The organism is Delftia sp. DT-2 (genome assembly GCF_028401915.1).
GTDB lineage: Bacteria > Pseudomonadota > Gammaproteobacteria > Burkholderiales > Burkholderiaceae_C > Comamonas > Comamonas tsuruhatensis.
In genome coordinates this window covers 1-20,132 of sequence record NZ_JAQOTI010000018.1, presented here as the reverse complement: position 1 = coordinate 20,132, position 20,132 = coordinate 1, and the positions used below count along the sequence as shown (strand labels likewise).

The following is a 20,132-nucleotide window of genomic DNA, read 5'->3' as shown; positions in this document are numbered from 1 at the left end:
GGCGCAGCCGCTGTCGGCAATCGGCATGACCCGGAATGACCTTGCGAAAGCGCACATTCTATTCCAGCGGCCATCGGCCGCAGGCGGCGCGGGCTTTGGCCGGATTCAGGGGCCGGGGTCCTGCAGCACCACATCGCCTTCGGGATAGGCGATGCAGGGCAGCACGCAGCCCTCGGCCCGCTCCTCGCGCGTCACGCCCGGCCATTCGATCTCGTAGCGCACGCTGCCCGACACCAACTGCCCGATGCAGGTGCGGCAGGTGCCGTTGCGGCAGGAACTGGGCCAGTCCACGCCGCCCTGCTCCAGCGAGTGCAACAGCGGCTGGTCGGCCCAGGCATCGACCTGCAGACCGCTGGGCGTGAGGCGGGCGGTGAAGAAGGGCGGGGAAAAAGGGGAGGAGGCGGGGGAATCCTGGCTCATGGTTATCAAGGGGGGGGGGGCTGCAATTCTGTGGGGCGAAGGGTGTTTGTACCCTGTATCGGGCTCTGTATCGGGCCTATATCAGGCAATGTCTGGCGCCAGGGGCCGGGTTGAGGTGGGTCTCCCGGGCAGCGGTCAGCGGTGCGCTAGGCTTGGCGCCATGCATATCAAGCCCTACCTCCTGCCTGTGCTCGTTTTCCTGCTGGTCGGTCCCGGTGTGGGCGTGCTGACCGTGATGCTTGTGGGCGCGGACGGTGCGCCGGTCCTGCCGGTGAACTGGCTGCTCGTCGTGTTCGGCTATGGCATAGGTGCTGTTCCTGCCGCTTTGGCGGGGGTGATCTATGTGGTCGGCTGGCCTCTCAGGGGCCTGCTCCAGGTACTGAGCACCAGGGAGTTCGGCGCCGTGCTGGGTGCGGTGAGCGGTGTCGCCGCGCTGGCTGCGTGCTTTTCAGCGACCTCCGGCACGCCGTTTCCCAAATCCCTCGGCGTCTATGTCTTTCCCCTGGTTGCCGGTGCCGTCTGCGGGGCGCTTGCAGCGCATGCGCGTGATGAGGCCTGTGAGGGGAGCGGGTCGCAAGGCGTTTGAACGCGTCCGGCTGCGACGCACAGGTTTGCCTGTTTTTTGAGCAATTGACTGGCTTGTTTGTCAAATCAATGACTTATGTTGCGAATTCGGCATTTTTGGCGGCTTGTCCACATGCTTGTCCAGTACGAATGGGGGTAAATGCGTACATGCGGGTTGCGCGGTGGATAAGCGGGATGTGGCCCGAAAATCAGGGGTCTTCTGCCTATTTTTTAAGCGCTCCTTCTGTTTTTCTTTTGAATCAATGACTTGCGTGCCTTATCCCGCCCGCTGTGAAAGTTGTTCACAAGATTGTTCAGGGTGAGGCGGGATAAGTCGGGCACACGACTTGTGGATTTGATTAAAAAATAGGCAAAACGAAAAAATCGAATCAAAACAATTACTTAAGCAGCCAGTCCCGAGCCTGCACATGGTTTTCCACAGGCTTGTCACGAAATGATGGGGACAAGGCCGGCGGGCCTGCCGCAGTCGCTTCGGCAACCGGAATGCGGCCGGCGTCCGTCTACATTGCTGGGTGGCCGGTGCCCTGCCATCCGGAGGGCGCAACCGGCATCCAACGACACAAAGGGAGCATCTCCATGGCGATTGAGTTTGAAGGCCGCGTGGCCATCGTGACGGGGGCCGGCGGCGGCCTGGGGCGCCTGCATGCGCTGGCGCTGGCGGCGCGCGGCGCCAAGGTGCTGGTCAATGATCTGGGCGGTGCGGTCGATGGCAGCGGCGGTTCGGCCACGGCGGCCCAGGCCGTGGTGGACGAGATCCGCGCGGCGGGCGGCCAGGCGCTGGCCAACGGTGCATCGGTCACCGATTTCGAGGCCGTGCAGGCCATGGTGCAGCAGGCCGTCGATGCCTGGGGCCGCGTGGACATCCTGGTCAACAACGCCGGCATCCTGCGCGACAAGAGCTTTGCCAAGATGGGCATGGACGACTTCCGCCTGGTGGTGGAAGTGCACCTGATGGGCGCCGCCCATTGCTGCAAGGCCGTGTGGCCGCACATGCAGGCGCAGAACTACGGGCGCATCGTGATGACCACCTCGTCCACGGGCCTGTACGGCAACTTCGGCCAGGCCAACTACGGCGCGGCCAAGCTGGCCCAGGTCGGCCTCATGCAGACGCTGGCCATAGAAGGCGCCAAGCACGGCATCCATGTGAATGCGCTGGCGCCCACGGCGGCCACCCGCATGACGGAAGGCCTGATGCCCGAGGCCGTGCTGGCCGCCCTCAAGCCCGAGGCCGTGGTGCCCGCCATGCTGGTGCTGGCCCACGAAAGTGCGCCCACACGCACCACGCTGTGCGCAGGCGCGGGCGGCTTCGAGGCCGCCTTCATCACGCTGACCGAAGGCGTTTACCTGGGCCAGGGCGAGCAGGTGCCGGAACAGCTGGCCGCGCAGCTGGCCCAGGTGCTGGACCGCAGCGGCGAACAGGTGCCCGCCAGCGGCGCCGCCCAGGGCACGCTGGAAGTGGGCAAGGCCATGGCTGCAGCCCGTCGATGACCAGGGGCCGGCCAGAGGTTTCGCCGCTGGCCGGCCGTCCCTTGCCCGGTATCAAGGCAGCGCCGGCCGGGAGGGCAAAACTCTGACATATTCCTTTCGCTCGCGGCGATCCCATGCGGGGCAACAGGCCAAAACGCGTGGTTAAGCGGACAGGCGCCATCGCGTTTCCTGCCGTTTCTCTATCATTCGGCGTCCGGGTCGGGTCCGCCGGGAATCCTGGTGGTTTCCGTGTGGGCCGATGCCCATCAACGAATCGGTAAACAAGAATGAAAACATCGCAGGCATCCATGGCGGTTCCCGGTCCTGAGCGGCTCAAGGGCACACGCCGTGGCATAGAAAAGGAGGGCCTGCGCGTGCTGCCTTCCGGCAGCCTGGCACTGACGCCGCATCCCCTGGCGCTGGGCTCGGCGCTCACGCATCCGCACATCACCACCGACTACAGCGAATCGCAGATCGAGCTGATCACCGGCGCGCGGCTGGGCGTGCAGGAATGCCTGGACGAGCTGGTGCAGATCCACCAGTTCGTGCTGCGCAGCCTGCGCGATGCGGGTGGCGAGATGCTGTGGTCGTCCAGCATGCCCTGCCAGCTGCCCACGGACGAGACGATTCCGCTGGCGCGCTACGGCTCCTCGCACTCGGGCCGCTCCAAGAGCGTGTACCGCATGGGGCTGGGCCACCGCTATGGCCGGCGCATGCAGACGATTTCGGGCATCCACTACAACTGGTCGCTGCCCGGCGTGACCAGCGACCAGTATTTCTCGCTCATCCGCAATTTCCGGCGCCATGCCTTCGTGCTGCTGTACCTGTATGGCGCGTCGCCCGCGCTGTGTCCCTGTTTCGTCGAGGGGCGCGAGCACCGGCTGCAGCCGCTGGGCAATACGGGCCAGGCGCTGTACCTGCCCCACGCCACCTCGCTGCGCATGGGACGCCTGGGCTACCAGAGCGATGCGCAGGCCAGCATCAACGTCAGCTACAACGGCCTGGAAGGCTATGCGAATTCGCTGTACGACGCGCTGACCCAACCCTATCCCGCCTATGAGATGCTGGGCGTGCGCAACCCGGGCGGCGACTACAACCAGCTGGGCACGGGCCTGCTGCAGATCGAAAACGAGTTCTACGGCACCATCCGCCCCAAGCGCACCGTCAGCCGCGGCGAGCGCCCGCTGCACGCGCTGCGCGAGCGCGGCGTGGAGTATGTGGAAGTGCGCCTGATGGACCTCGATCCCTTCGAGGACGTGGGCATTGCCGCGCCCACCATGCGCATGCTGGACGTGTTCCTGCTGCACTGCCTGAACGCCGACAGCCCGCCGGATACGCCGGACGAGATCGCGGAACTCAAGCACAACCAGCACCTGACGGCCGAGCGCGGCCGCGAGCCGGGCCTGCAGCTGGTGCGCGCCGGCCGAGAAGTGCCGCTGCGCGACTGGGCCCATGAAGTGCTGGACCAGTGCCGACCCTACGCCCAGGCGCTGGACAGCACCCACGGCACGCAGGACTACAGCGCCGCCCTGGCCCAGGCGCTGGAGCGCCTGGAGCACCCCGAGCGCACGCCGTCGGCCCATGTGCTGGGCGAGCTGACGGGCGCATACGGCAACAGCTTTGCGAACTTCACGCTGGCCCGGTCCGAGCAGGCCCGCGACTCGCTGCTGGCCCTGCCCTGGAGCCAGGCGCAGCAGCAGCGCTTCGAGCAATGGTCGGCGCAGTCCGTGCAGGAGCAGCGCGACATCGAGGCCGCGGACACGCTGTCGTTCGAGGAATGGCGCCTGCGCTACATGGCGCCGGAGAACCTGCGCTGAGCGCGCTTCAACCCCGCCCGGCGCCCAGCGCCTGGCCTGCGTCCTCGCACCAGAACAGCACGGCGTCGTAGAAGCCCTCCCAGACGCAGCCGTTGCAGCCGCGGCCGCAGCAGCTCGTGGGCTGGGGCGGCGCAGGGCGCAGTGCAATGCCTGCGGCCTGGGCGCGCTGCTGCCACAGCTGGATCTGCGACAGCGCCTGCTCCAGCGGCCCCTGCACCATGCTCAGCGCCGCGCCTTGCTGCGGCGCACCGCAAACAGCACGATGAAGGCCGTGCCCAGCAGCAGGGCGAACCAGCCGACCAGGTACGACTGGGCCATCATCTGCACGATGCCCCCGGGCGCCATGAACTGTGGCGCCAGCAGAATCACCAGCCCGATCACGGCGCAGGTCACGCCCTTGATCAGCAGTTCGATGTCTGCCTTGCGCGAGGCGGAGCGGGACGAGGGGGTATCGGGCAAGGACATGGGCAGTGAGGCTGGGCGTAAAAGCGGGGGACAATTGCGGCTTGCGCAAGAAAAAATGGAAGTCTGCGGGTTGCGCCGGGGCGCCGCGCGTTGTTGCATCCTGTCTGCGCAAGCCATGAATTATCCTTGCGCCCCTGCCAGTCCCCCCGTTTCCCAGAAAGTAATCCCATGGCCATACAGTGGTTCCCCGGTCACATGAATCTCACGCGCAAGGTGATCACCGAGCGCGTCAAGGAAATCGATGTGGTCATCGAAGTGCTGGATGCGCGCCTGCCGGGGTCGAGCAGCAACCCGTTGCTGCAGGAGCTGACGGGCCACAAGCCGCGCCTGCAGGTGCTCAACAAGCAGGACCTGGCCGATGCCGCGCGCACGCCGCTGTGGCTGGACTGGTACAACGCCCAGAGCGACACGCGCGCCATTGCGCTGGACGCCTCCGAGCCCGCGCCCACGCGCCGGCTGATCGAGGCCTGCAAGCTGCTGGCGCCGAACCGTGGCGGCATGGCCAAGCCCATGCGCGTGCTGATCTGCGGCATCCCCAACGTGGGCAAGTCCACGCTGATCAACTCCATGAGCGGCAAGCGGCAGGCCAAGACGGGGGACGAGGCCGGCATCACCAAGCTGGAGCAGCGCATCGTGCTGGCCGACGACTTCTACCTCTGGGACACGCCCGGCATGCTGTGGCCGCGCATCATCGTCGAGCAAAGCGGCTACAACCTGGCCGCCAGCGGCGCCGTCGGCCGCAACGCCTATGACGAGGAACTGGTGGCGCTGGAGCTGCTGGGCTATCTGCAGAAGAACTACGCGGACATGCTGGAGGCGCGCTACAAGCTGGGCCTGGACAACGAACGCATCGCCGCCCTGCACGACGACGAGCTGCTGGACGCCATCGGCCGGCGCCGCGGCGCCATGATGGGCGGCGGACGTGTCAATGTGCAAAAGGCGGCCGAGCTGGTGCTCACGGATTTCCGCGCAGCGGTCCTGGGCCGCATCACGCTGGAGACTCCCGAGGAGTACGCGCAATGGCTGGCCGTGGGCCAGCAACGCGATGCCGAGCGCCAGGCGCGCAAGGACGCCGTCAAGGCGCGCAAGCGGCCGCCGCGCGAGCGCAAAAGCGCGCCCTGAACCGGCGCCCGCATACCCTGTTTGGTGCAAGAGCGCGTCCGACCGGGGCGGTGGCACAACCACCACAGCCGCAGGCGGCGCCGACCGCTAGCATGTTGAGTGTTCTTTCTCTGTTGGGGCTTTTTCATGCGGCGTCATCGAGTCGAGGCGGAAACCCATTTGTCCCTGCGCAGGGTGGTCCTGGTGGGCAGCATATGGATCACCAGCCTCACCGTGATGCTGGCCATGGCGCTGCTGATGCAGGACCCCGTTCCCTGGCTCAGCGTGCGGCTGAACCTGGTTGCCGCAGGCGTGAGCTTCGGTGCCGTGCTGCTGGGCTGGCGCCGGCACTGGCGGCTGGCCTCCAATGTGCTTGTCTGGGGCACCTGGACGGCGGCCGTGACCGTGGTGGCCGCCACGGGCGGCGTGCAAAGCGGCTCGGTGCTGGCCTTTCCTGCCCTGCTGGTCATGTGCGCCTGGGTGCTGGGCGTGCGCACCACGCTGGTCATGCTGGTCCTGTCCGTGCTGACCATGGCCGGTTTCTGGGTGGCGGGCCGGGAAGGCGTTGACTGGATCGGCCAGCGCGAGACCTCGCCCGTGTTCTCCATGCTCTACTTCGTGGGCATGCTGGGACTGACGGGCACGGTCACGCTGATGGCGCGGCGCAGCCTGATCCGCCGCGCCCAGGAGCTGCAGGACACACTGGGCGCGCTGGAGCAGCACCAGGACGATCTGCGCAAGTTCTACCGCGCCGTGGAGCAGAACCCCGAGAGCATCGTCATCACCGACGTGCACCAGAACATCGTCTATGTGAACGAGGCCTTCTTGCAGCGCACGGGCTTTGCGCGCAACGAAGTCCTGGGCCAGCCCACGCACCGCTACTCCACCATGGGGCTGGATGCTCCGGCCTGGGAAGAGGCGCTGCACCAGTTGGGCCGGGGCGCGCTGTGGCGCGGCCAGATGACCAACCGCACGCGCCAGGGCGAGGACCTGCCCGAGGCCGTGCTCGTGGCGCCGATACGGGCCTCGGACGGCAGCATCGTCAACTATGTGGAGCTCAAGCAGGACCTGTCCGAGCGCATGCGCGCGGAGCGCCAGATCCATGCGCTGGCGCATTTCGATGCGCTCACCGGCCTGCCCAACCGCCTGTCGCTGACCCAGCGGCTGCGCGCGCTGGCGCGCGAGTTCCGCGAGGGCGGCAAGGGGGGCGAGCCGCGCCACGGCCTGCTGCTGCTGGACATGGACCGCTTCACGGCCTTCAACGACGTGCGCGGCACGGTGCGCGGCGACGCGCTGCTGGGCGCGCTGGCGCTGCGCCTGGCCGATGCCCTGCCCGACGGCGTGCTGCTGGCCCGCATGGGCGCCGACGAATTCGCCGTGCTGCTGGAGAAGGCAGGCCACGAGGCCGCCGAGGTCGACCAGCACATGCGCGCCCTGGCCCAGGTGCTGCAGGACGCGCTGGAGCGGCCGCTGTGGCTGGAGGAAACCGGCGAGGAAGTGCAGGCCAGCTGCAGCATTGGCGCGGCCAGCTTTGCCGCCTCGCGCACCGACAGCGGCGGCCATGACGTGCTGCGCCGCGCCGGCGTGGCCCTGCACCAGGCCAAGCAGGCCGGTCTGGGCCAGGTCGTCATCTTCCAGCCCGACATGGCCGAGGCCGTGGGCAAGCGCTTTCGCATCGAAAAGGACCTGCGCCGCGCCATCCCGGCCGGCGAGCTGCAGCCCTACCTGCAGTCCCAGGTGGACCGCATGGGGCGCTGCGTGGGCGCCGAGGTGCTGGTGCGCTGGAACCATCCGCGCCTGGGCATGGTCGAGCCCGGCGACTTCATTGCCGTGGCAGAGGAGTCGGACCTGATCGTGCAGCTGGGAGACTGGATGCTGGAGCAGGCCTGCCGCATGCTGGTGCGGCCCGAATTCGTGCAGCACGGCTGGCGGCTGTCGGTCAACGTCAGCTGGCGGCAGTTCCGCCAGCCCGATGTGGTGAACAAGCTCAAGCGCATCCTGGCCACCACCGGCGCCGACCCGCGCCGGCTGACGCTGGAGGTCACGGAAAGCGTGGTCATGCGCGACGTGGACGAGGCGCGCGAGCGCATGACCGAGCTGCAGCTGCTGGGCGTGGAGATGGGGCTGGACGACTTCGGCACCGGCTATTCATCGCTGGCCTATCTGCAGCGGCTGCCGTTCCGTGAACTCAAGATCGACAAGTCCTTTGTGCAGGACTGCCATGCCTCGCCCGGCAATGCCGCCATGGTCGAAGCCATTTTGCTCATGGCCCGTCGCCTGCACCTGCGCGTGGTGGCCGAAGGCGTGGAGACCGAGGAGCAGGCCGGCACCCTGCGCGCCTGGAACCAGGATGTGCTGTTCCAGGGCTACCACTACGGCCGGCCGCTGCCTGCCGCCGAGTGGGTGGATCTTCAAGTGGGGGCGGCCGGCGTCTGAGGCCGTAGGCACGCCAGGGTCGCGGCGCTGGCGCGGCCTGTCTCAGTCCCTGGCCTGGTTGGCGGGCTGCTCCAGCCAGCGGCGCGCCAGCAGATCCCAAAAGCGTGCGCCACGTCCCAGGTTGTCGTCGTTGAAGTCGTAGCCGGGATTGTGCAGGCCCACGCCGGGCTGGCCCGTGGCGGGACCGTTGCCTATCCAGCCATAGGCGCCGGGCACGGCCTCGAGCATGAAGCCGAAGTCCTCGGCCGTCATGGCCGGCAGGATGTCGGCGTGGGTGCGGTCCTCGCCCACCGCCTCGCGCATCACATCGGCCATGAAGCGGGCCTCGTGCGCGTGGTTGGTGGTGTTGGGGTAGCCGGGCTTGAGGATGAACTCGGCGCGGCACAGATGGGCGGCCGCCACATGCTCGCTGATGCGCTGCATGCCTTCGATGAACATCTGCTGCGTCTCGGTCCTGAGGGCGCGCACCGTGCCGAAGATGCTGGCCTCGTCGGGAATGATGTTTTCCACCGTGCCGCTGGTGATTTTGCCCACGGTGAGCACGGCGCTGTCCAGCGGATCGGTGCTGCGCGACACCAGGGTCTGCAGCTGGCCGACGATGGCGCAGGCCACGGGAATCGGGTCCAGCGTGGTGTGGGGCATGGCAGCGTGCCCGCCCTTGCCGTGCACGCGGATCTCGAAACGCAGCGTGGACGCCATGATGGGCCCCACGCGCACCGCCATTTCGCCGGCAGGCAGGGCAGGCCAGTTGTGCAGGGCGAACACGGCCTCGCAGGGGAATCGCTCGAACAGGCCATCGTCCATCATGGCCTTGGCGCCTGCGCCGCCTTCCTCGGCGGGCTGGAAGATCAGGTGCACCGTGCCATCGAAATCGGGCTGCTGCGCCAGCAGCGTGGCCGCACCCAGCAGCATGGTGGTATGGCCGTCATGGCCGCAGGCATGCATGCAGCCCGGGTTCTGGCTGGCGTGGCCGAAGGCATTGAGTTCCGTCACCGGCAGCGCATCCATGTCGGCACGGATGCCGAGGCTGCGGCCCGGGTTGGCGGCGCTGCGCCCCCGGCCGTGGATGCTTGCCACCACGCCGGTCCTGCCCAGCCCGCGGTGCACCTGCAGCCCCAGCGCCTGGAGATAGGCCGCCACCTTGTCGCCGGTGCGGTGCTCCTCGTAGCGCAGCTCGGGGTGGGCATGCAGGTCGTGGCGGAACTTCAGCAGGGAGCCGAGATGGGGGGTGATGTCGGGTGTGGATCGCATACAGGGGCCGCGACGGCCTGCACGCCAAGCGGGTCCGCAGGCGGTCGCAGCAATTCAATGACAAGGCGGACATGATAGGTCCTGGGGTTTGCCTATGCCGTCTGCCGCGCCGATAGGCCTTGTGCTGCCGCGGCTTTGCGCTACGTTCTTTGATAGCTGCCCGCGCAATGCCCTGGCCTGGGAGTTGGCGCAGATGCAGGGGAATGGCGCCAGGACCGACAATCGCCCCCATCATGAAAAACACCATCCTGCCCCTGCAATTGTTCGTGCGCCCCGAGCATGACGATCCCCAGCCCCTGATCCTGTACCACGGCCGCCGCTGCCCGGACGGCTATGGCGCGGCGCTGGCGGCCTGGCTGTTCTACGGCGGGCAGGCCGAATTCCGCGGACTGGACCATGGCGAGATCCAGACGGCCGACGACCTGGGCGAGCTGGCCGGCCGCGCGGTCTACGTGCTGGACTTCGCCTTCGAGCCCGAGCTGATGGCCGAGATCGAGTCGCGCGTGTCCAAGCTCGTGGTGCTGGACCACCACAAGAGCGCTGCCGAAAAGCTCACCGGCTACCAGTGCCGCTGCGGCGTCGTGCACTTCGACATGAACAAGTCCGGCGCGCGCCTGGCCTGGGAGTTCTTCCAGGCCGACAAGCCCGTGCCGGGCCTGATCCGCTTCATCGAGGACCGCGACATCTGGAAGTGGGAATTCGCCGAGAGCGCGGGCTTTCTCGCGGCGCTGGACATGGAGCCGCGCAGCTTCGAGCGCTGGGCCGAGATCGCGGCCTTCACGCCCGAGCAGGAAGCTGCCTTCATGGCACGCGGCGGCGCCATGGACGAGAAATTCCAGAAGCTGTGCGCCGACATTTCCGAGTCCGCCCAGCCCCTGGTCTTCAACGGCATGCAGGGCCTGATGGTCAACTGCCCCGGCATGTTCCACAGCCAGGTCGGCGACCTGCTGGCGCGCCAGAGCGGCAGCTTCGCGCTGATGTGGCATGCCAGCACCAAGGGCGTGAAGGTCGGGCTGCGATCGCGCTCGGAGTTCAACTGCATTGCGCTGGCCGAAAGCTTCGGCGGCGGCGGCCATGCCCAGGCCTGCGGCTTCAAGATGGGCAACGAGCGTCTGGTGGAGCTGCTGTCGGGCGTGCTCAAGGCCGATGCCTCGGCCGACTACGCCTACGTGGCCGCGCCGCTGATGGAGCAGCCTGAAACGGGCGCGCCTGCCGAAGCTGCCTGATCCAGCCCGGCCGTCGCCGGCAGGCCCGCACAGGCCTGCCAGCCGGGCAGGGCGCACAGCGCGCGCCAGTGCTGCACATCGGGCACATGGCCCAGCCGGCTCCAGTCGGCCTCCAAGCGCAGCGGCTCGCCCGTCATCGGGTGCGCCAGCTCCAGCGCATGGGCATGCAGCCACAGCCGCTGCAGGCCCAGGCGCTCGGCCCACCAGCGGTTCAGCGGCCCCTTGCCATGCGTGGCGTCGCCAATGATGGGATGGGCCACATGCTTGAGATGGCGGCGTATCTGGTGGCGGCGGCCCGTGGCAGGCAGCGCCTGGACCAGCGAAATCCGCGTGGCCGCATGGCGCGGATCAAAGGCCTCGGGCCATTCGAGCCGGGCCAAGCAGCGCAGCGAAGTCCGTGCGGGCTGGGCTGGCGCGTCCTCGGGCGCATCGTCGGGTCGGAGGGCATGGTCCACCTCCACCGCATCGGGCAGCCAGCCGCGCACCAGCGCCAGGTATTGCTTGCGCACTTGCTGCCCGGCAAACGCCTGGCCCAGCCGCTGCGCGGCCTGGGCATGCAGGGCCATCACCAGCACGCCGCAGGTGCCCTTGTCCAGCCGGTGCGCAGGGTGCACATGGCAGCCCAGCTGGTCGCGCAAGGTCTGCAGCACGAAGCGCGTCTCGTGCGCGTCCAGTCCCGTGCGGTGCACCAGCCAGCCTGCGGGCTTGTAGACCGCCACCAGGTGCTCGTCGCGCCAGAGGATGTGCAGCGGTGCGTCGCCGCACTCCGAGGGCAGCGGCTGGGCGATGGGGGATGAGGGCTGGGACATGAGGGCGTGAGTGTAGGCGCTGCTGTCCACCACGGCCCACGACCCTCTCCCAATACCCCTGCCCAACATCGCCGCTCAGTACCCCCGCGCAGGGCAACGCAGTGCTGCCCGGCAGTGCACGACTGGCTGCTCCTTGGCGATGCAAGATCGCGCCTGGTTCTGCGCTGGCGCATGGACCTCATTTTCGAGCCGCAGTTTTTGAACCTCATCGCAAAGGCACCGCACCGCATGGACCATCGCAGCACCGCTCCCATCCGCATCGCCATCGTCGGCCACGGCAACCTGGGCCGTGGCGTGGAGGTGGCCATTGCCCGCAACCCCGACATGGTGCTGGCCGGCATCTACACCCGCCGCGATCCGGCGCAGCTGCGTCCGCTGCAGCCCGGCACGCCCGTGCACGGCATGGACAGCCTGCTGGCCCATCGCGCAGGCATCGACGTGCTGGTGCTGTGCGGCGGCTCCAAGGACGACCTGCCGCAGCAGTCCCCCGCGCTGGCCGCGCATTTCAGCCTGGTGGACAGCTTTGACACGCATGCGCGCATTCCCGGGCATTTCGAGCTGGTCGACGCGGCGGCCCGCGCGGCGGGCACCACGGCGCTGATCTCGGCCGGCTGGGACCCGGGCATGTTCTCCCTGCAGCGCCTCATGGGCGAGGCCCTGCTGCCAGATGGCGCCACATACACCTTCTGGGGCAAGGGCCTGAGCCAGGGGCACTCCGACGCCATCCGCCGCATTCCCGGCGTGGCCGGCGGCGTGCAGTACACCATTCCCGTGGACGAGGCCGTGCAGCGCGTGCGCAGCGGCGTGCGGCCCGAACTGTCTGCGCGCGAGCGGCACCGGCGCGAGTGCTTTGTGGTGCTGGAGCATGGGGCCGATGCCGACGGCGTGCGCCAGGCCATCACCGGCATGCCGCATTACTTCGACGAGTACGACACCACGGTGCACTTCATCAGCGCGCAGGAGCTGGCCCGTGACCATGCGGCCATGCCGCATGGCGGCTTCGTCATCCGCAGCGGCAGCAGCTCCGATGGGCTGCGCCATTCCATTGAATACCGGCTGCAGCTGGACAGCAACCCGGAGTTCACGGCCAGCGTGCTCGTGGCCTACGCGCGCGCCGTGCACCGGCTGCAGCAATCGGGGCAGACGGGCTGCAGGACCGTCTTTGACGTGGCGCCCGGCCTGCTGTCGCCCAAAACTGCGCAGCAGCTGCGCGCCGAGCTGCTTTAGCCCTGGCCCACGCGGGCCGCGTCTTCCAGCCGGTCCACGTCGCGCAGCGGCTTGAACAGGGTCATCCAGCTGCCGACCACGCCCAGCGTGCACAGGCTGCCCACCACGGCAGCGGGCACCGCGCCCAGCCAGGCGGCGCTGGTGCCGGCACGGAACTCGCCCAGTTCGTTGGACGAGCCGATGAACAGCATGTTCACCGCGTTCACGCGCCCGCGCATGGAGTCGGGCGTGGAAAACTGCACCAGGGCCGAGCGGATGTACACGCTCACCATGTCGGCCGCACCCGCCAGCATCAGCGCCGCCATGGACAGCCAGAACCAGTGCGACAGCGCAAACACCAGATTGGCCACGCCGAAGATGGCCACGGCGGCGAACATCACGCGGCCCACATGGCGCTGTATGGGGCGGGCCGACAGCCACAGGCCCATGGCCACCTCGCCCACGGTCATGGACGAGCGCAGCAGGCCCAGGCCTTCGGGCCCGACCTTGAGCACCTCGTGCGCGTACACGGGCAGCAGGGCCACCACGCCGCCCAGCAGCACGGCGAACAGGTCCAGCGAAATCGTGCCCAGGATGATGGGGCGCGTGCGGATGAAGTGGATGCCTTCGCCAAAGCGCAGCCACAGCGAGCCGCCGGCCGGCGCCATGGCTTCGGCATAGCGCACGGGCACCGTGCCCAGCAGCAGCACGGCCAGCACCAGGGACACGCCGCAGACCGCATAGGTCAGCACGGCGCCGCCCCAGGCGTAGAGCAGGCCGCCCAGCACGGGCGCCGCGATGGCGGCCGTGCGCATCAGCATGCTGTTGGTGGCCAGCGCCTGGGCCAACTGCTCGCGCGGCACGATCTGCGGCAGCAGGCTTTGCAGGGCCGGCCCCGTGAAGGCGCGGCTGCAGCCGAACAGCACCAGCACGGCGTAGATCCAGTGCACATCGTGCGCGGCCGCGCCCTCGTGCCAGGACAGCCACAGCAGCAGCAGGGAGCACAGCGCCGCCACGGTCCAGCTGCCCGACAGCAGGCGCTTGCGGCTCATGCGGTCGCTGAGGTCGCCGGCCGGAATCAGCAGCGCCAGCATGGGCAGGAACTGGGCCAGTCCCACATAGGCCAGGGACATGGGGTCGCGCGTCAGGTCATACACCTGCCAGGCCACGACCACCGCTTGCATCTGCTGGGCGAACATGGACAGCATGCGCGCCATGACGAAGGGAACGAAGGCGCTGCTGCGCAGGCCGGCAGCGGGGCTGTCGGCCGATGAGGGGGGAAGCGGGGAGGAGGGCAAGATCGGATATCCGTGGAGGAGCACGCGCAGTATCTGCGAAATGCCGGCGCCTTGCTGGCCGTTGTGCCCGCTCCACGCTGCCGACGAAGGCATGCGGTCTGCTCCCACAAACACCCGCGGCGCGGCGCGAGAATATGCCATCACGGGTCAGGCCAGAACCCCGCATCAGAGGAGCAACACACCATGTCCATGTTGTCCATGCAATACGCCGGCACCTTGATCGGGCGCGAAGCGGTCATCGACTTCCCCGACAGCAAGGCTGATGTGCGGTACACGCCGCAAGGCCAGATGGTCTGGCATGTGGTCGATTCCCTGGGCCATGTGTCCGACGGCTGCGAACGGCTCAGCTACCTGCAGGTCAGCGACAGCCTGCACTTCCTCAACTGGATCGAGAAAACCGGTTTCACCGTCAGCCAGGTCATAGACACGGCGCAGGGAACGGTGCAGGCCTTCTGGTCCTTTGCCGATCCGGCCAGCGAGGGCGGCCACCGGTCCTCCATGTTCGTCGAAGGCCGTTTCCGCTTTCGCTGAGAACCCTGCCGGTGCTGCGTGAAACATTGCGGCGGCGGCGCAACATGCCTGTTTTTTGAGCGCCACCGGCAAAGCCAAGGCTGGCGCCGCAAACACGGGTTGTCCCGAAGCTTGTCCACAGGCAGGCCCACAGTCGCTGGGCATAACCGTCACGCCATCGTCATTTTCTTCATCCAACGGAAAAATTTCGTGGGATGTGTGCGTGTACTTTCGTCATGATTCAGGTTTTTCGTGGAATTCTGTTCCTGGATCCATCACCGGTGTGCAGCCGCCCGCCGCAGATCAAGGCCCGTGCCCCCGTGAAACATTGCGCGCCTGAGAAACAGGTCCGCAATGCCGCCGCTATGCTGGCCGCATGACCTGGCTGCTTATCGCATTGCATCTGCTGCTCATCGCGGGTTTCGGCCTGCGCATCCTTTTGCGTGACGATGTGCGCCCCGACGTTCGCATGGGCTGGCTCACCGTCATCGTGCTGCTGCCCTACGTCAGTTGCGCGCTGTACTACCTGTTTGGCGAAGTCACGCTGCGCCGCCGCGGCCGGGCCCGGTACCGCAAGGTGCAGGACTTCGCCGCAGGCGCTGCCATGGACCACGGCGCCGCCGTGCCGATAGCGGGCATCGCCCCGCAGTGGCAGGCTGCCTTCGGCTATGCGGCCTCCATCAACCGCTTTGCCGCGCAGCCGGGCCACACCGCGCAGCTCATGGCCGATGGCGCCGAGGCCCGCGCCCGCATGCTGGCCGACATGGACGCCGCCCAGCATGAAATCAACGTGCTGTACTACATCTGGCTGGCTGATCACACGGGCACGGCCGTGGCCCAGGCGCTGGTGCGCGCGGCACGGCGTGGCGTGGTCTGCCGCGCCATGGTGGACGGCCTGGGCTCGCGCGCGCTGCTGCGCACCGACCTCTGGCAGCAGATGGCCCAGGCGGGCGTGCAACTGGCCGTGGCCCTGCCCACCAGCCATCCGATCCGCGTGATGTTCACCAGCCGCCTGGACCTGCGCAACCACCGCAAGATCACCGTGATCGACCAGCGCATCACCTACTGCGGCAGCCAGAACTGCGCGGATGAAGCCTTTGCCGTCAAGGCCCGCTATGCGCCCTGGGTCGATGTCATGCTGCGCATGCAGGGTCCTGTGGTGGCGCAGATGCAGCAGGTGTTCGCCAGCGACTGGGCGCAGGCACGCAGCGTCGCCCAGGTTCCTCCCATGCCGTTGGCTGTCCGGTCCGCAAACGGTCTGCCCGACCGGCCTGCAGGCGGCTTTGCCGCCGTCGTCATTGCCGAAGGCCCGGCCGAGCGGCCCCGCTCCACCTCGCAGCTCGTGTCCACGCTGCTGGCCAGCGCACGGCGCGAGGTCGTGATCTCCACCCCTTACTTCATTCCCGACGCCACGGTGCTCGAGGCCCTGTGCGCCGCCGCCTGGCGCGGCGTGCAGGTCAGTCTCATCCTGCCCGCGCGCAACGATTCGTGGATCGTGGGCGCGGCCAGCCGCAGCACCTACCGCTACCTGCTGCGGGCCGGCGTCATCCTTCATGAATTCCGCCCCGGCCTGCTGCATGCCAAGACCCTGTGCGTGGACGGGCAGGTGGCCCTCGTGGGCTCCACCAACCTGGACCTGCGCAGCTTCGACCTGAATTTCGAGAACAACGTGCTGCTGCAGGACGAGGCCGTGACCCGCGCCATCCGCCAGCGCCAGGGCGAGTACATCCGCCAGTCCGACCGCATCACGGCCGCCCAGGTCCACGCCTGGCCCTGGGGCCGGCGCATCTGGAACAACCTGCTGGCGATGCTCAGTCCGGTGCTGTGAGGCGCAGCCCACAAAAAAGGCCTGCGCAGTGCAGGCCTTCAGGGCTGTGGGGCAGCAGGCGCGCTCAGCGGCCCACGCGCTCGCTTTCGACCACCATGTCCAGCACATAGGCGTAGGCCGATGCGTCGGCCGGCACGTTCTGGCGCTTGTAGCGCTGGATGCGCAGCACGTTGCGGATGCCGGGCTCGTGCTTGTAGCCCTCGATCTCGCTGTAGAAGTTCTCCCACTCGCCGGTGGAGGTCTTCACGCCGTTGTCGCCGTAGCGGATCTCGCGCACGCGCAGGCACTGGAAGTCCTTGATCAGCGGGTGGTTGCAGGCCGTGCGCTGGGGCGCCACTTCCAGGAAGATGCGTTCGCCTGCGCTGCCGTACTGGGTCTGGGCCGTGGGCGAGCCGTCGAGCTGCCAGCGCGTGCCGTCGATGAAGGTGAGCGTCAGGCGAGGCGGTTGCTTGCCTTCGCCCAGTTGCACGGACCATTGCTTGGCCGTGGGCAGGATGCGGGCCACCTTTTGCTCCAGCGCCATCAGCTGGTCGTCGTCGCAGGCCATCAGCGTGCTGGCGGCGCGTTGGGTGGCGATGCGGTTGCCTTCGGTGCGGTAGCCCGTGGTCACCACGTTGCACAGGTTCTTGACGGCCAGGCGCTGGTCGGCGAACTCCAGTTGCAGGGGCCGCTTGCGCGAGGCGGCCGTCAGGAACCAGCTCTGGTCCTCGGTGCCCTGTGGCGTGAAGGCCTGGCGAAGACTCCAGTGGTAGGCGGTCAGCGATTGGGCGTCACCGGGCGGGCCGGCAGGAGCCGACACCTGGGGCTTGGCGCCGTCTTCGGCGTTGCCGCCCTTGTCGATATGGCTGCAGGCGCCGAGCCCCATGGTGACGATCACGGGCAGGCACCAGGTCCAGCTTGGCTTCATGTTGAGTTCCTTGGTTGATGGGTACAGGTACAGGCGCAGCGGCGGCAGGCTTGGGCAGCCCGGGTGCGGCATGAGCCGCACCGGCCCTTGCCGAACCGGGGCACCATAACGCAGATGCGCGGCGGCGCTTGTCAGAACGGGGCGCTATTCACATTCGTTTGCATCTATTTGATGCAGACGGAAAAACCGATTGCTGCAAAGTTGCCGGCCATTGCATTGCGCTCGGGTGAGAATAGGCGGCCAGCCGCCACGCCATCCGCAGGCTGCGGCACCGGAGCAAGGAGCAGGTTCGTGTATCGACGTTGGAGTGCAGCAAACAGGGTGCGTGGCATGCGCTGCGCAGGGGCTTTGGCCGTCATCATGGTGCTGGCGGGCTGCGGCTCGACGATTCCCCAGCATGTGCCGGTGCAGGAGAGCTTCGGCTCCACCGAGACCTTCTCGCGCATGTTCGATGCCTCGCCGGCCCAGACCTGCGAGGCCGCGCGCCGCGCGCTGCTGAGCCAGGGCTACATCGCCATGGCGCGCACGGCCGAACTCATAGAAGGCAGCAAGAGCTTCCAGCCCGACCCGGAGCTGAACCTGCAGATGAACATCCGCGTGGTCTGCGTGCCGGAGACCGCCGACGGCCAGGTCAGCATCGGCTTTGTCACGGCGCTGCAGGACCGCTATACCCTGAAGAAGAGCGCCAACTCGGCCAGCCTGGGCGTGGGTGCGCTGGGGTCCGTGTCGCTGCCGTTCTCCTCGGGCAGCGACTCCATGGTCAAGGTGGGCAGCGAGACGATTGCCAAGAGCGGCTTCTACGACAGCTTCTTCGAGCTGGTCTCGCGCTACCTGGCGCAGGACCGCGACTCCATCGCCGTGCCCACGCCGGTGGCGCCGCAGAACACGATTCCCTCGGCCGACCACTGACGCCGGCGGGCGCCACAGCCCCGTTCACGCCGCCAGGAACAGCGCCGGGTCCACCATGCTGCGGTTGAGCATCACGCCCCAGTGCAGGTGCGGGCCGGTGACGCGGCCCGTGGCGCCGACCTTGCAGAAGGCCTCTCCCGTGTCCAGCTGATCGCCCAGCTTGCACTGCACGCTGCTCAGGTGGCAGTACATGCTCAGCAGGCCACCGCCGTGGTCCAGCCACACGGTGCCGCCGTTGAAGAAATAGTCGCCCACATCCACCACCTTGCCCGGCAGCGGCGCGACGACGTTGGTGCCCGTAGCTGCCGCGATGTCCATGCCGCTGTGCGGATTGCGCGGCTGGCCGTTGAACACGCGGCGCAGGCCGAAGCTGCTGCTGCGCCGGCCCGGCACGGGCTGGCGCATGCGCAGGTCGCCGGGGCGTGCGGGCGGCTCGGTGAACAGCGCCATGATGGTCTGCTGGTGGGCGCGCTCACGCTGGTAGCGCGCATCGTCCTCGGGCGACAGGTCCACGGTCTTGGGCGAGACCTTCAGGCGCTGCTCGGTGTACTTCTTGTCACGCACCTCGTAGGCCAGGGAGCGCGCTGCGCCTTCGCCCTTCACGGTCACGCTGTGGGTGCCAGGTGCGGCCGACAGCGCAATGCCGACCACGGCCGTCCATTCGATCATGTCGCCCACCACCAGCACGGGCACGTCGCCGGCCAGTACCTGGGGTCGCTGGGATGCGGGCCCCAGCGACAGACGGGCCACGCCGCCGGGCACGCGGCTGTCATGGGGCCAGGGGGATTCGCTGGAGGGCGCTGCGGCCTTGGCGGCCCAGGAGGGAAGGATCAGGCCCGCGCCCGAGGCGCACAGGGATTGCACGAACAGTCGGCGGGAGCGGGGATTCGTCGTCGGTATCTGCATGGATGAAGCGGCGGGCTTGGCGCCGGCATGGGGCCGTTATCGATCGCCCCATTGTCCGCCAAGCGTGCGCCAAGCCAAACCTCTGCCGGGCCGTTCAGCGGTCCCGGCGTTCGTCACGTCCGCCGCGCCGTTCCTGCGGGCGGGATGCGTTGGCCATGCGCTGCTGCTGTTGGCGCTGCTCCTGCTGCGCGCGGGCCTGCTGCTGCTGGGCGCGCGCCTGGGCCTGCTGTGCCTGCTGGAGCTGCATGCGTTGCTGCTGCGCCTGACGCTCCTGCATCTGGGCCTGTCGTTGCGCTTGCTGCTGCGCCTGTTGTTGGGCCTGCATTCTGGCCTGCATCTGTTCCTGCGCACGGGCTTGTTGCTGTTGCTGTTGTTGCTGCAACTGCTGCTGGCGGGCCTGCATCTGCGCCTGTTCGCGGGCCTGGTCCCTGGCCTGCATCTGTGCCTGGCGCTGGGCCTGTTGTTGCTGCCGTTGTTGCTGTTGCTGTTGCTGTTGCTGCCGCGACTGCTCCTCGCCACGCAGGCGGGCGGTCTGCATCTCCATCTGCTGTTGCTGCTGCTGGCGCATGCGCGCGGCATCGGCCATGGAACGGTCGCGGTCCTGCCGGTCCTGCTGCCGCATGCCCTGCTGCGCGGCGGCAGACGACCACGAAGGCACGCGGGAATCGCGGCCCCGCTCGCCCGGCATGGCGGCAGCGGGCAGGGCGGCTGGCGGGCGCTGCACCCCTGCAGCCTGGGTCGAATGCGGAGCCTGCGGCCACTTGCCGAACTGGCCCGGCTGCGAGGCCGGCACCGGGTTCATCCTGGGCTGCAACGCTGCCTGCGGCCGGTCATCGGGCCGCAGGCCCGGGCGGCCGCGATCGGCGCCGTCATGCCGGGCAGATCCTTGCGTGGCGCCGGGCGGCAGCATGCCTTGGGAAGTGTACTTTTTTGACGAGTTCGACTCGCTGGGAATGCAGCGGGGGGGGCAGCATGACGTTGCAGAGATGCG

General features: G+C 68.1%; 19 protein-coding genes. 11 read left to right on the top strand and 8 right to left on the bottom strand.

Annotated features, from left to right (window positions below; all coding sequences use genetic code 11):
- Positions 1–105 precede the first annotated feature (105 nt).
- Positions 106–420, bottom strand: coding sequence for a 2Fe-2S iron-sulfur cluster-binding protein (locus PO605_RS26090; protein WP_016450460.1), 315 nt, complete (start codon positions 418–420; stop codon positions 106–108).
- Positions 421–580: 160 nt separating this feature from the next.
- Between PO605_RS26090 and PO605_RS26085 the strand changes: the two genes are divergently transcribed.
- From PO605_RS26085 to gshA, 3 genes are all read left to right on the top strand, one after another.
- The gene (locus PO605_RS26085) at positions 581–1,006 is read left to right on the top strand and encodes a hypothetical protein (RefSeq protein WP_016453902.1); all 426 of its coding nucleotides are present in this window, start codon (positions 581–583) and stop codon (positions 1,004–1,006) included.
- A gap of 575 nt (positions 1,007–1,581) precedes the next feature.
- Positions 1,582–2,493: an SDR family NAD(P)-dependent oxidoreductase gene (locus PO605_RS26080; RefSeq protein ID WP_016453901.1), complete on the top strand. Its 912-nt coding sequence runs from the start codon at positions 1,582–1,584 to the stop codon at positions 2,491–2,493.
- A 266-nt stretch (positions 2,494–2,759) separates the two neighbouring features.
- Positions 2,760–4,289, top strand: a complete 1,530-nt coding sequence (gshA, locus tag PO605_RS26075; RefSeq protein WP_047472798.1) for a glutamate--cysteine ligase — start codon at positions 2,760–2,762, stop codon at positions 4,287–4,289.
- 7 nt (positions 4,290–4,296) lie between these two features.
- On the opposite strand, the gene PO605_RS26070 is transcribed toward gshA, so the two are convergent.
- Together PO605_RS26070 and PO605_RS26065 are read right to left on the bottom strand one after the other, a co-directional pair.
- Positions 4,297–4,509 (bottom strand): oxidoreductase-like domain-containing protein, encoded by a 213-nt coding sequence (locus PO605_RS26070; RefSeq protein ID WP_016450464.1) that lies wholly within the window; start codon positions 4,507–4,509, stop codon positions 4,297–4,299.
- 2 nt (positions 4,510–4,511) lie between these two features.
- Positions 4,512–4,754 (bottom strand): hypothetical protein, encoded by a 243-nt coding sequence (locus PO605_RS26065; RefSeq protein WP_013803403.1) that lies wholly within the window; start codon positions 4,752–4,754, stop codon positions 4,512–4,514.
- A gap of 168 nt (positions 4,755–4,922) precedes the next feature.
- On the opposite strand from PO605_RS26065, the gene ylqF reads away from it, so the two are divergent.
- On the top strand, positions 4,923–5,876 hold the full coding sequence (ylqF, locus tag PO605_RS26060) for a ribosome biogenesis GTPase YlqF (RefSeq protein ID WP_016453899.1): 954 nt from the start codon (positions 4,923–4,925) through the stop codon (positions 5,874–5,876).
- A gap of 126 nt (positions 5,877–6,002) precedes the next feature.
- Positions 6,003–8,291: a putative bifunctional diguanylate cyclase/phosphodiesterase gene (locus PO605_RS26055; protein WP_026062425.1), complete on the top strand. Its 2,289-nt coding sequence runs from the start codon at positions 6,003–6,005 to the stop codon at positions 8,289–8,291.
- A 42-nt stretch (positions 8,292–8,333) separates the two neighbouring features.
- Here PO605_RS26055 and PO605_RS26050 read toward each other — a convergent pair whose 3' ends face one another.
- On the bottom strand, positions 8,334–9,542 hold the full coding sequence (locus PO605_RS26050) for a M20 aminoacylase family protein (protein ID WP_160855472.1): 1,209 nt from the start codon (positions 9,540–9,542) through the stop codon (positions 8,334–8,336).
- Between the two features lie 233 nt (positions 9,543–9,775).
- Here PO605_RS26050 and PO605_RS26045 point away from each other — a divergent pair, with 233 nt between their 5' ends.
- Complete coding sequence (locus PO605_RS26045) at positions 9,776–10,768, top strand: DHH family phosphoesterase (RefSeq protein ID WP_016453896.1); 993 nt, start codon at positions 9,776–9,778, stop codon at positions 10,766–10,768.
- On the opposite strand, the gene PO605_RS26040 is transcribed toward PO605_RS26045, so the two are convergent.
- On the bottom strand, positions 10,708–11,577 hold the full coding sequence (locus tag PO605_RS26040) for a pseudouridine synthase (RefSeq protein WP_272207105.1): 870 nt from the start codon (positions 11,575–11,577) through the stop codon (positions 10,708–10,710). The genes PO605_RS26045 and PO605_RS26040 overlap by 61 nt on opposite strands.
- A gap of 228 nt (positions 11,578–11,805) precedes the next feature.
- Between PO605_RS26040 and PO605_RS26035 the strand changes: the two genes are divergently transcribed.
- Positions 11,806–12,804: a diaminopimelate dehydrogenase gene (locus PO605_RS26035; RefSeq protein ID WP_047469775.1), complete on the top strand. Its 999-nt coding sequence runs from the start codon at positions 11,806–11,808 to the stop codon at positions 12,802–12,804.
- Here the strand turns inward: PO605_RS26035 and PO605_RS26030 are convergent.
- Positions 12,801–14,174, bottom strand: a complete 1,374-nt coding sequence (locus tag PO605_RS26030) for an MFS transporter (protein ID WP_047469750.1) — start codon at positions 14,172–14,174, stop codon at positions 12,801–12,803. The genes PO605_RS26035 and PO605_RS26030 overlap by 4 nt on opposite strands.
- A 90-nt stretch (positions 14,175–14,264) precedes the next feature.
- Between PO605_RS26030 and PO605_RS26025 the strand changes: the two genes are divergently transcribed.
- Together PO605_RS26025 and cls are read left to right on the top strand one after the other, a co-directional pair.
- Complete coding sequence (locus tag PO605_RS26025) at positions 14,265–14,612, top strand: MoaF-related domain-containing protein (protein WP_012204400.1); 348 nt, start codon at positions 14,265–14,267, stop codon at positions 14,610–14,612.
- Between the two features lie 355 nt (positions 14,613–14,967).
- On the top strand, positions 14,968–16,419 hold the full coding sequence (gene cls / locus PO605_RS26020; protein WP_272207104.1) for a cardiolipin synthase: 1,452 nt from the start codon (positions 14,968–14,970) through the stop codon (positions 16,417–16,419).
- A 64-nt stretch (positions 16,420–16,483) separates the two neighbouring features.
- Here cls and PO605_RS26015 read toward each other — a convergent pair whose 3' ends face one another.
- Positions 16,484–17,326, bottom strand: a complete 843-nt coding sequence (locus PO605_RS26015) for an META and DUF4377 domain-containing protein (RefSeq protein WP_272207103.1) — start codon at positions 17,324–17,326, stop codon at positions 16,484–16,486.
- 330 nt (positions 17,327–17,656) lie between these two features.
- Between PO605_RS26015 and PO605_RS26010 the strand changes: the two genes are divergently transcribed.
- Positions 17,657–18,235 carry a DUF2242 domain-containing protein gene (locus PO605_RS26010; protein WP_016450474.1) on the top strand — a complete coding sequence of 193 codons (579 nt, stop codon included), beginning with the start codon at positions 17,657–17,659 and terminating at the stop codon, positions 18,233–18,235.
- Positions 18,236–18,259: 24 nt separating this feature from the next.
- Here PO605_RS26010 and PO605_RS26005 read toward each other — a convergent pair whose 3' ends face one another.
- Positions 18,260–19,141, bottom strand: a complete 882-nt coding sequence (locus PO605_RS26005; RefSeq protein WP_016450475.1) for a peptidoglycan DD-metalloendopeptidase family protein — start codon at positions 19,139–19,141, stop codon at positions 18,260–18,262.
- A gap of 64 nt (positions 19,142–19,205) precedes the next feature.
- Between PO605_RS26005 and PO605_RS26000 the strand changes: the two genes are divergently transcribed.
- Positions 19,206–20,075: a hypothetical protein gene (locus PO605_RS26000; RefSeq protein WP_272207102.1), complete on the top strand. Its 870-nt coding sequence runs from the start codon at positions 19,206–19,208 to the stop codon at positions 20,073–20,075.
- Positions 20,076–20,132: the final 57 nt, after the last annotated feature.

Bases quoted from the DNA above. Each gene is read 5' to 3' on its own strand.
- PO605_RS26065 (WP_013803403.1), bottom strand. From the start codon at position 4,754: ATGTCCTTGCCCGATACCCCCTCGTCCCGCTCCGCCTCGCGCAAGGCA.
- PO605_RS26040 (WP_272207105.1), bottom strand. From the start codon at position 11,577: ATGTCCCAGCCCTCATCCCCCATCGCCCAGCCGCTGCCCTCGGAGTGC.
- PO605_RS26090 (WP_016450460.1), bottom strand. From the start codon at position 420: ATGAGCCAGGATTCCCCCGCCTCCTCCCCTTTTTCCCCGCCCTTCTTC.
- cls (WP_272207104.1), top strand. From the start codon at position 14,968: ATGACCTGGCTGCTTATCGCATTGCATCTGCTGCTCATCGCGGGTTTC.
- PO605_RS26010 (WP_016450474.1), top strand. From the start codon at position 17,657: ATGCGCTGCGCAGGGGCTTTGGCCGTCATCATGGTGCTGGCGGGCTGC.
- PO605_RS26080 (WP_016453901.1), top strand. From the start codon at position 1,582: ATGGCGATTGAGTTTGAAGGCCGCGTGGCCATCGTGACGGGGGCCGGC.
- PO605_RS26025 (WP_012204400.1), top strand. From the start codon at position 14,265: ATGTCCATGTTGTCCATGCAATACGCCGGCACCTTGATCGGGCGCGAA.
- PO605_RS26035 (WP_047469775.1), top strand. From the start codon at position 11,806: ATGGACCATCGCAGCACCGCTCCCATCCGCATCGCCATCGTCGGCCAC.
- PO605_RS26055 (WP_026062425.1), top strand. From the start codon at position 6,003: ATGCGGCGTCATCGAGTCGAGGCGGAAACCCATTTGTCCCTGCGCAGG.
- PO605_RS26030 (WP_047469750.1), bottom strand. From the start codon at position 14,174: ATGCCTTCGTCGGCAGCGTGGAGCGGGCACAACGGCCAGCAAGGCGCC.
- gshA (WP_047472798.1), top strand. From the start codon at position 2,760: ATGAAAACATCGCAGGCATCCATGGCGGTTCCCGGTCCTGAGCGGCTC.
- PO605_RS26045 (WP_016453896.1), top strand. From the start codon at position 9,776: ATGAAAAACACCATCCTGCCCCTGCAATTGTTCGTGCGCCCCGAGCAT.
- PO605_RS26085 (WP_016453902.1), top strand. From the start codon at position 581: ATGCATATCAAGCCCTACCTCCTGCCTGTGCTCGTTTTCCTGCTGGTC.
- PO605_RS26005 (WP_016450475.1), bottom strand. From the start codon at position 19,141: ATGCAGATACCGACGACGAATCCCCGCTCCCGCCGACTGTTCGTGCAA.
- PO605_RS26070 (WP_016450464.1), bottom strand. From the start codon at position 4,509: ATGGTGCAGGGGCCGCTGGAGCAGGCGCTGTCGCAGATCCAGCTGTGG.
- PO605_RS26015 (WP_272207103.1), bottom strand. From the start codon at position 17,326: ATGAAGCCAAGCTGGACCTGGTGCCTGCCCGTGATCGTCACCATGGGG.
- PO605_RS26050 (WP_160855472.1), bottom strand. From the start codon at position 9,542: ATGCGATCCACACCCGACATCACCCCCCATCTCGGCTCCCTGCTGAAG.
- ylqF (WP_016453899.1), top strand. From the start codon at position 4,923: ATGGCCATACAGTGGTTCCCCGGTCACATGAATCTCACGCGCAAGGTG.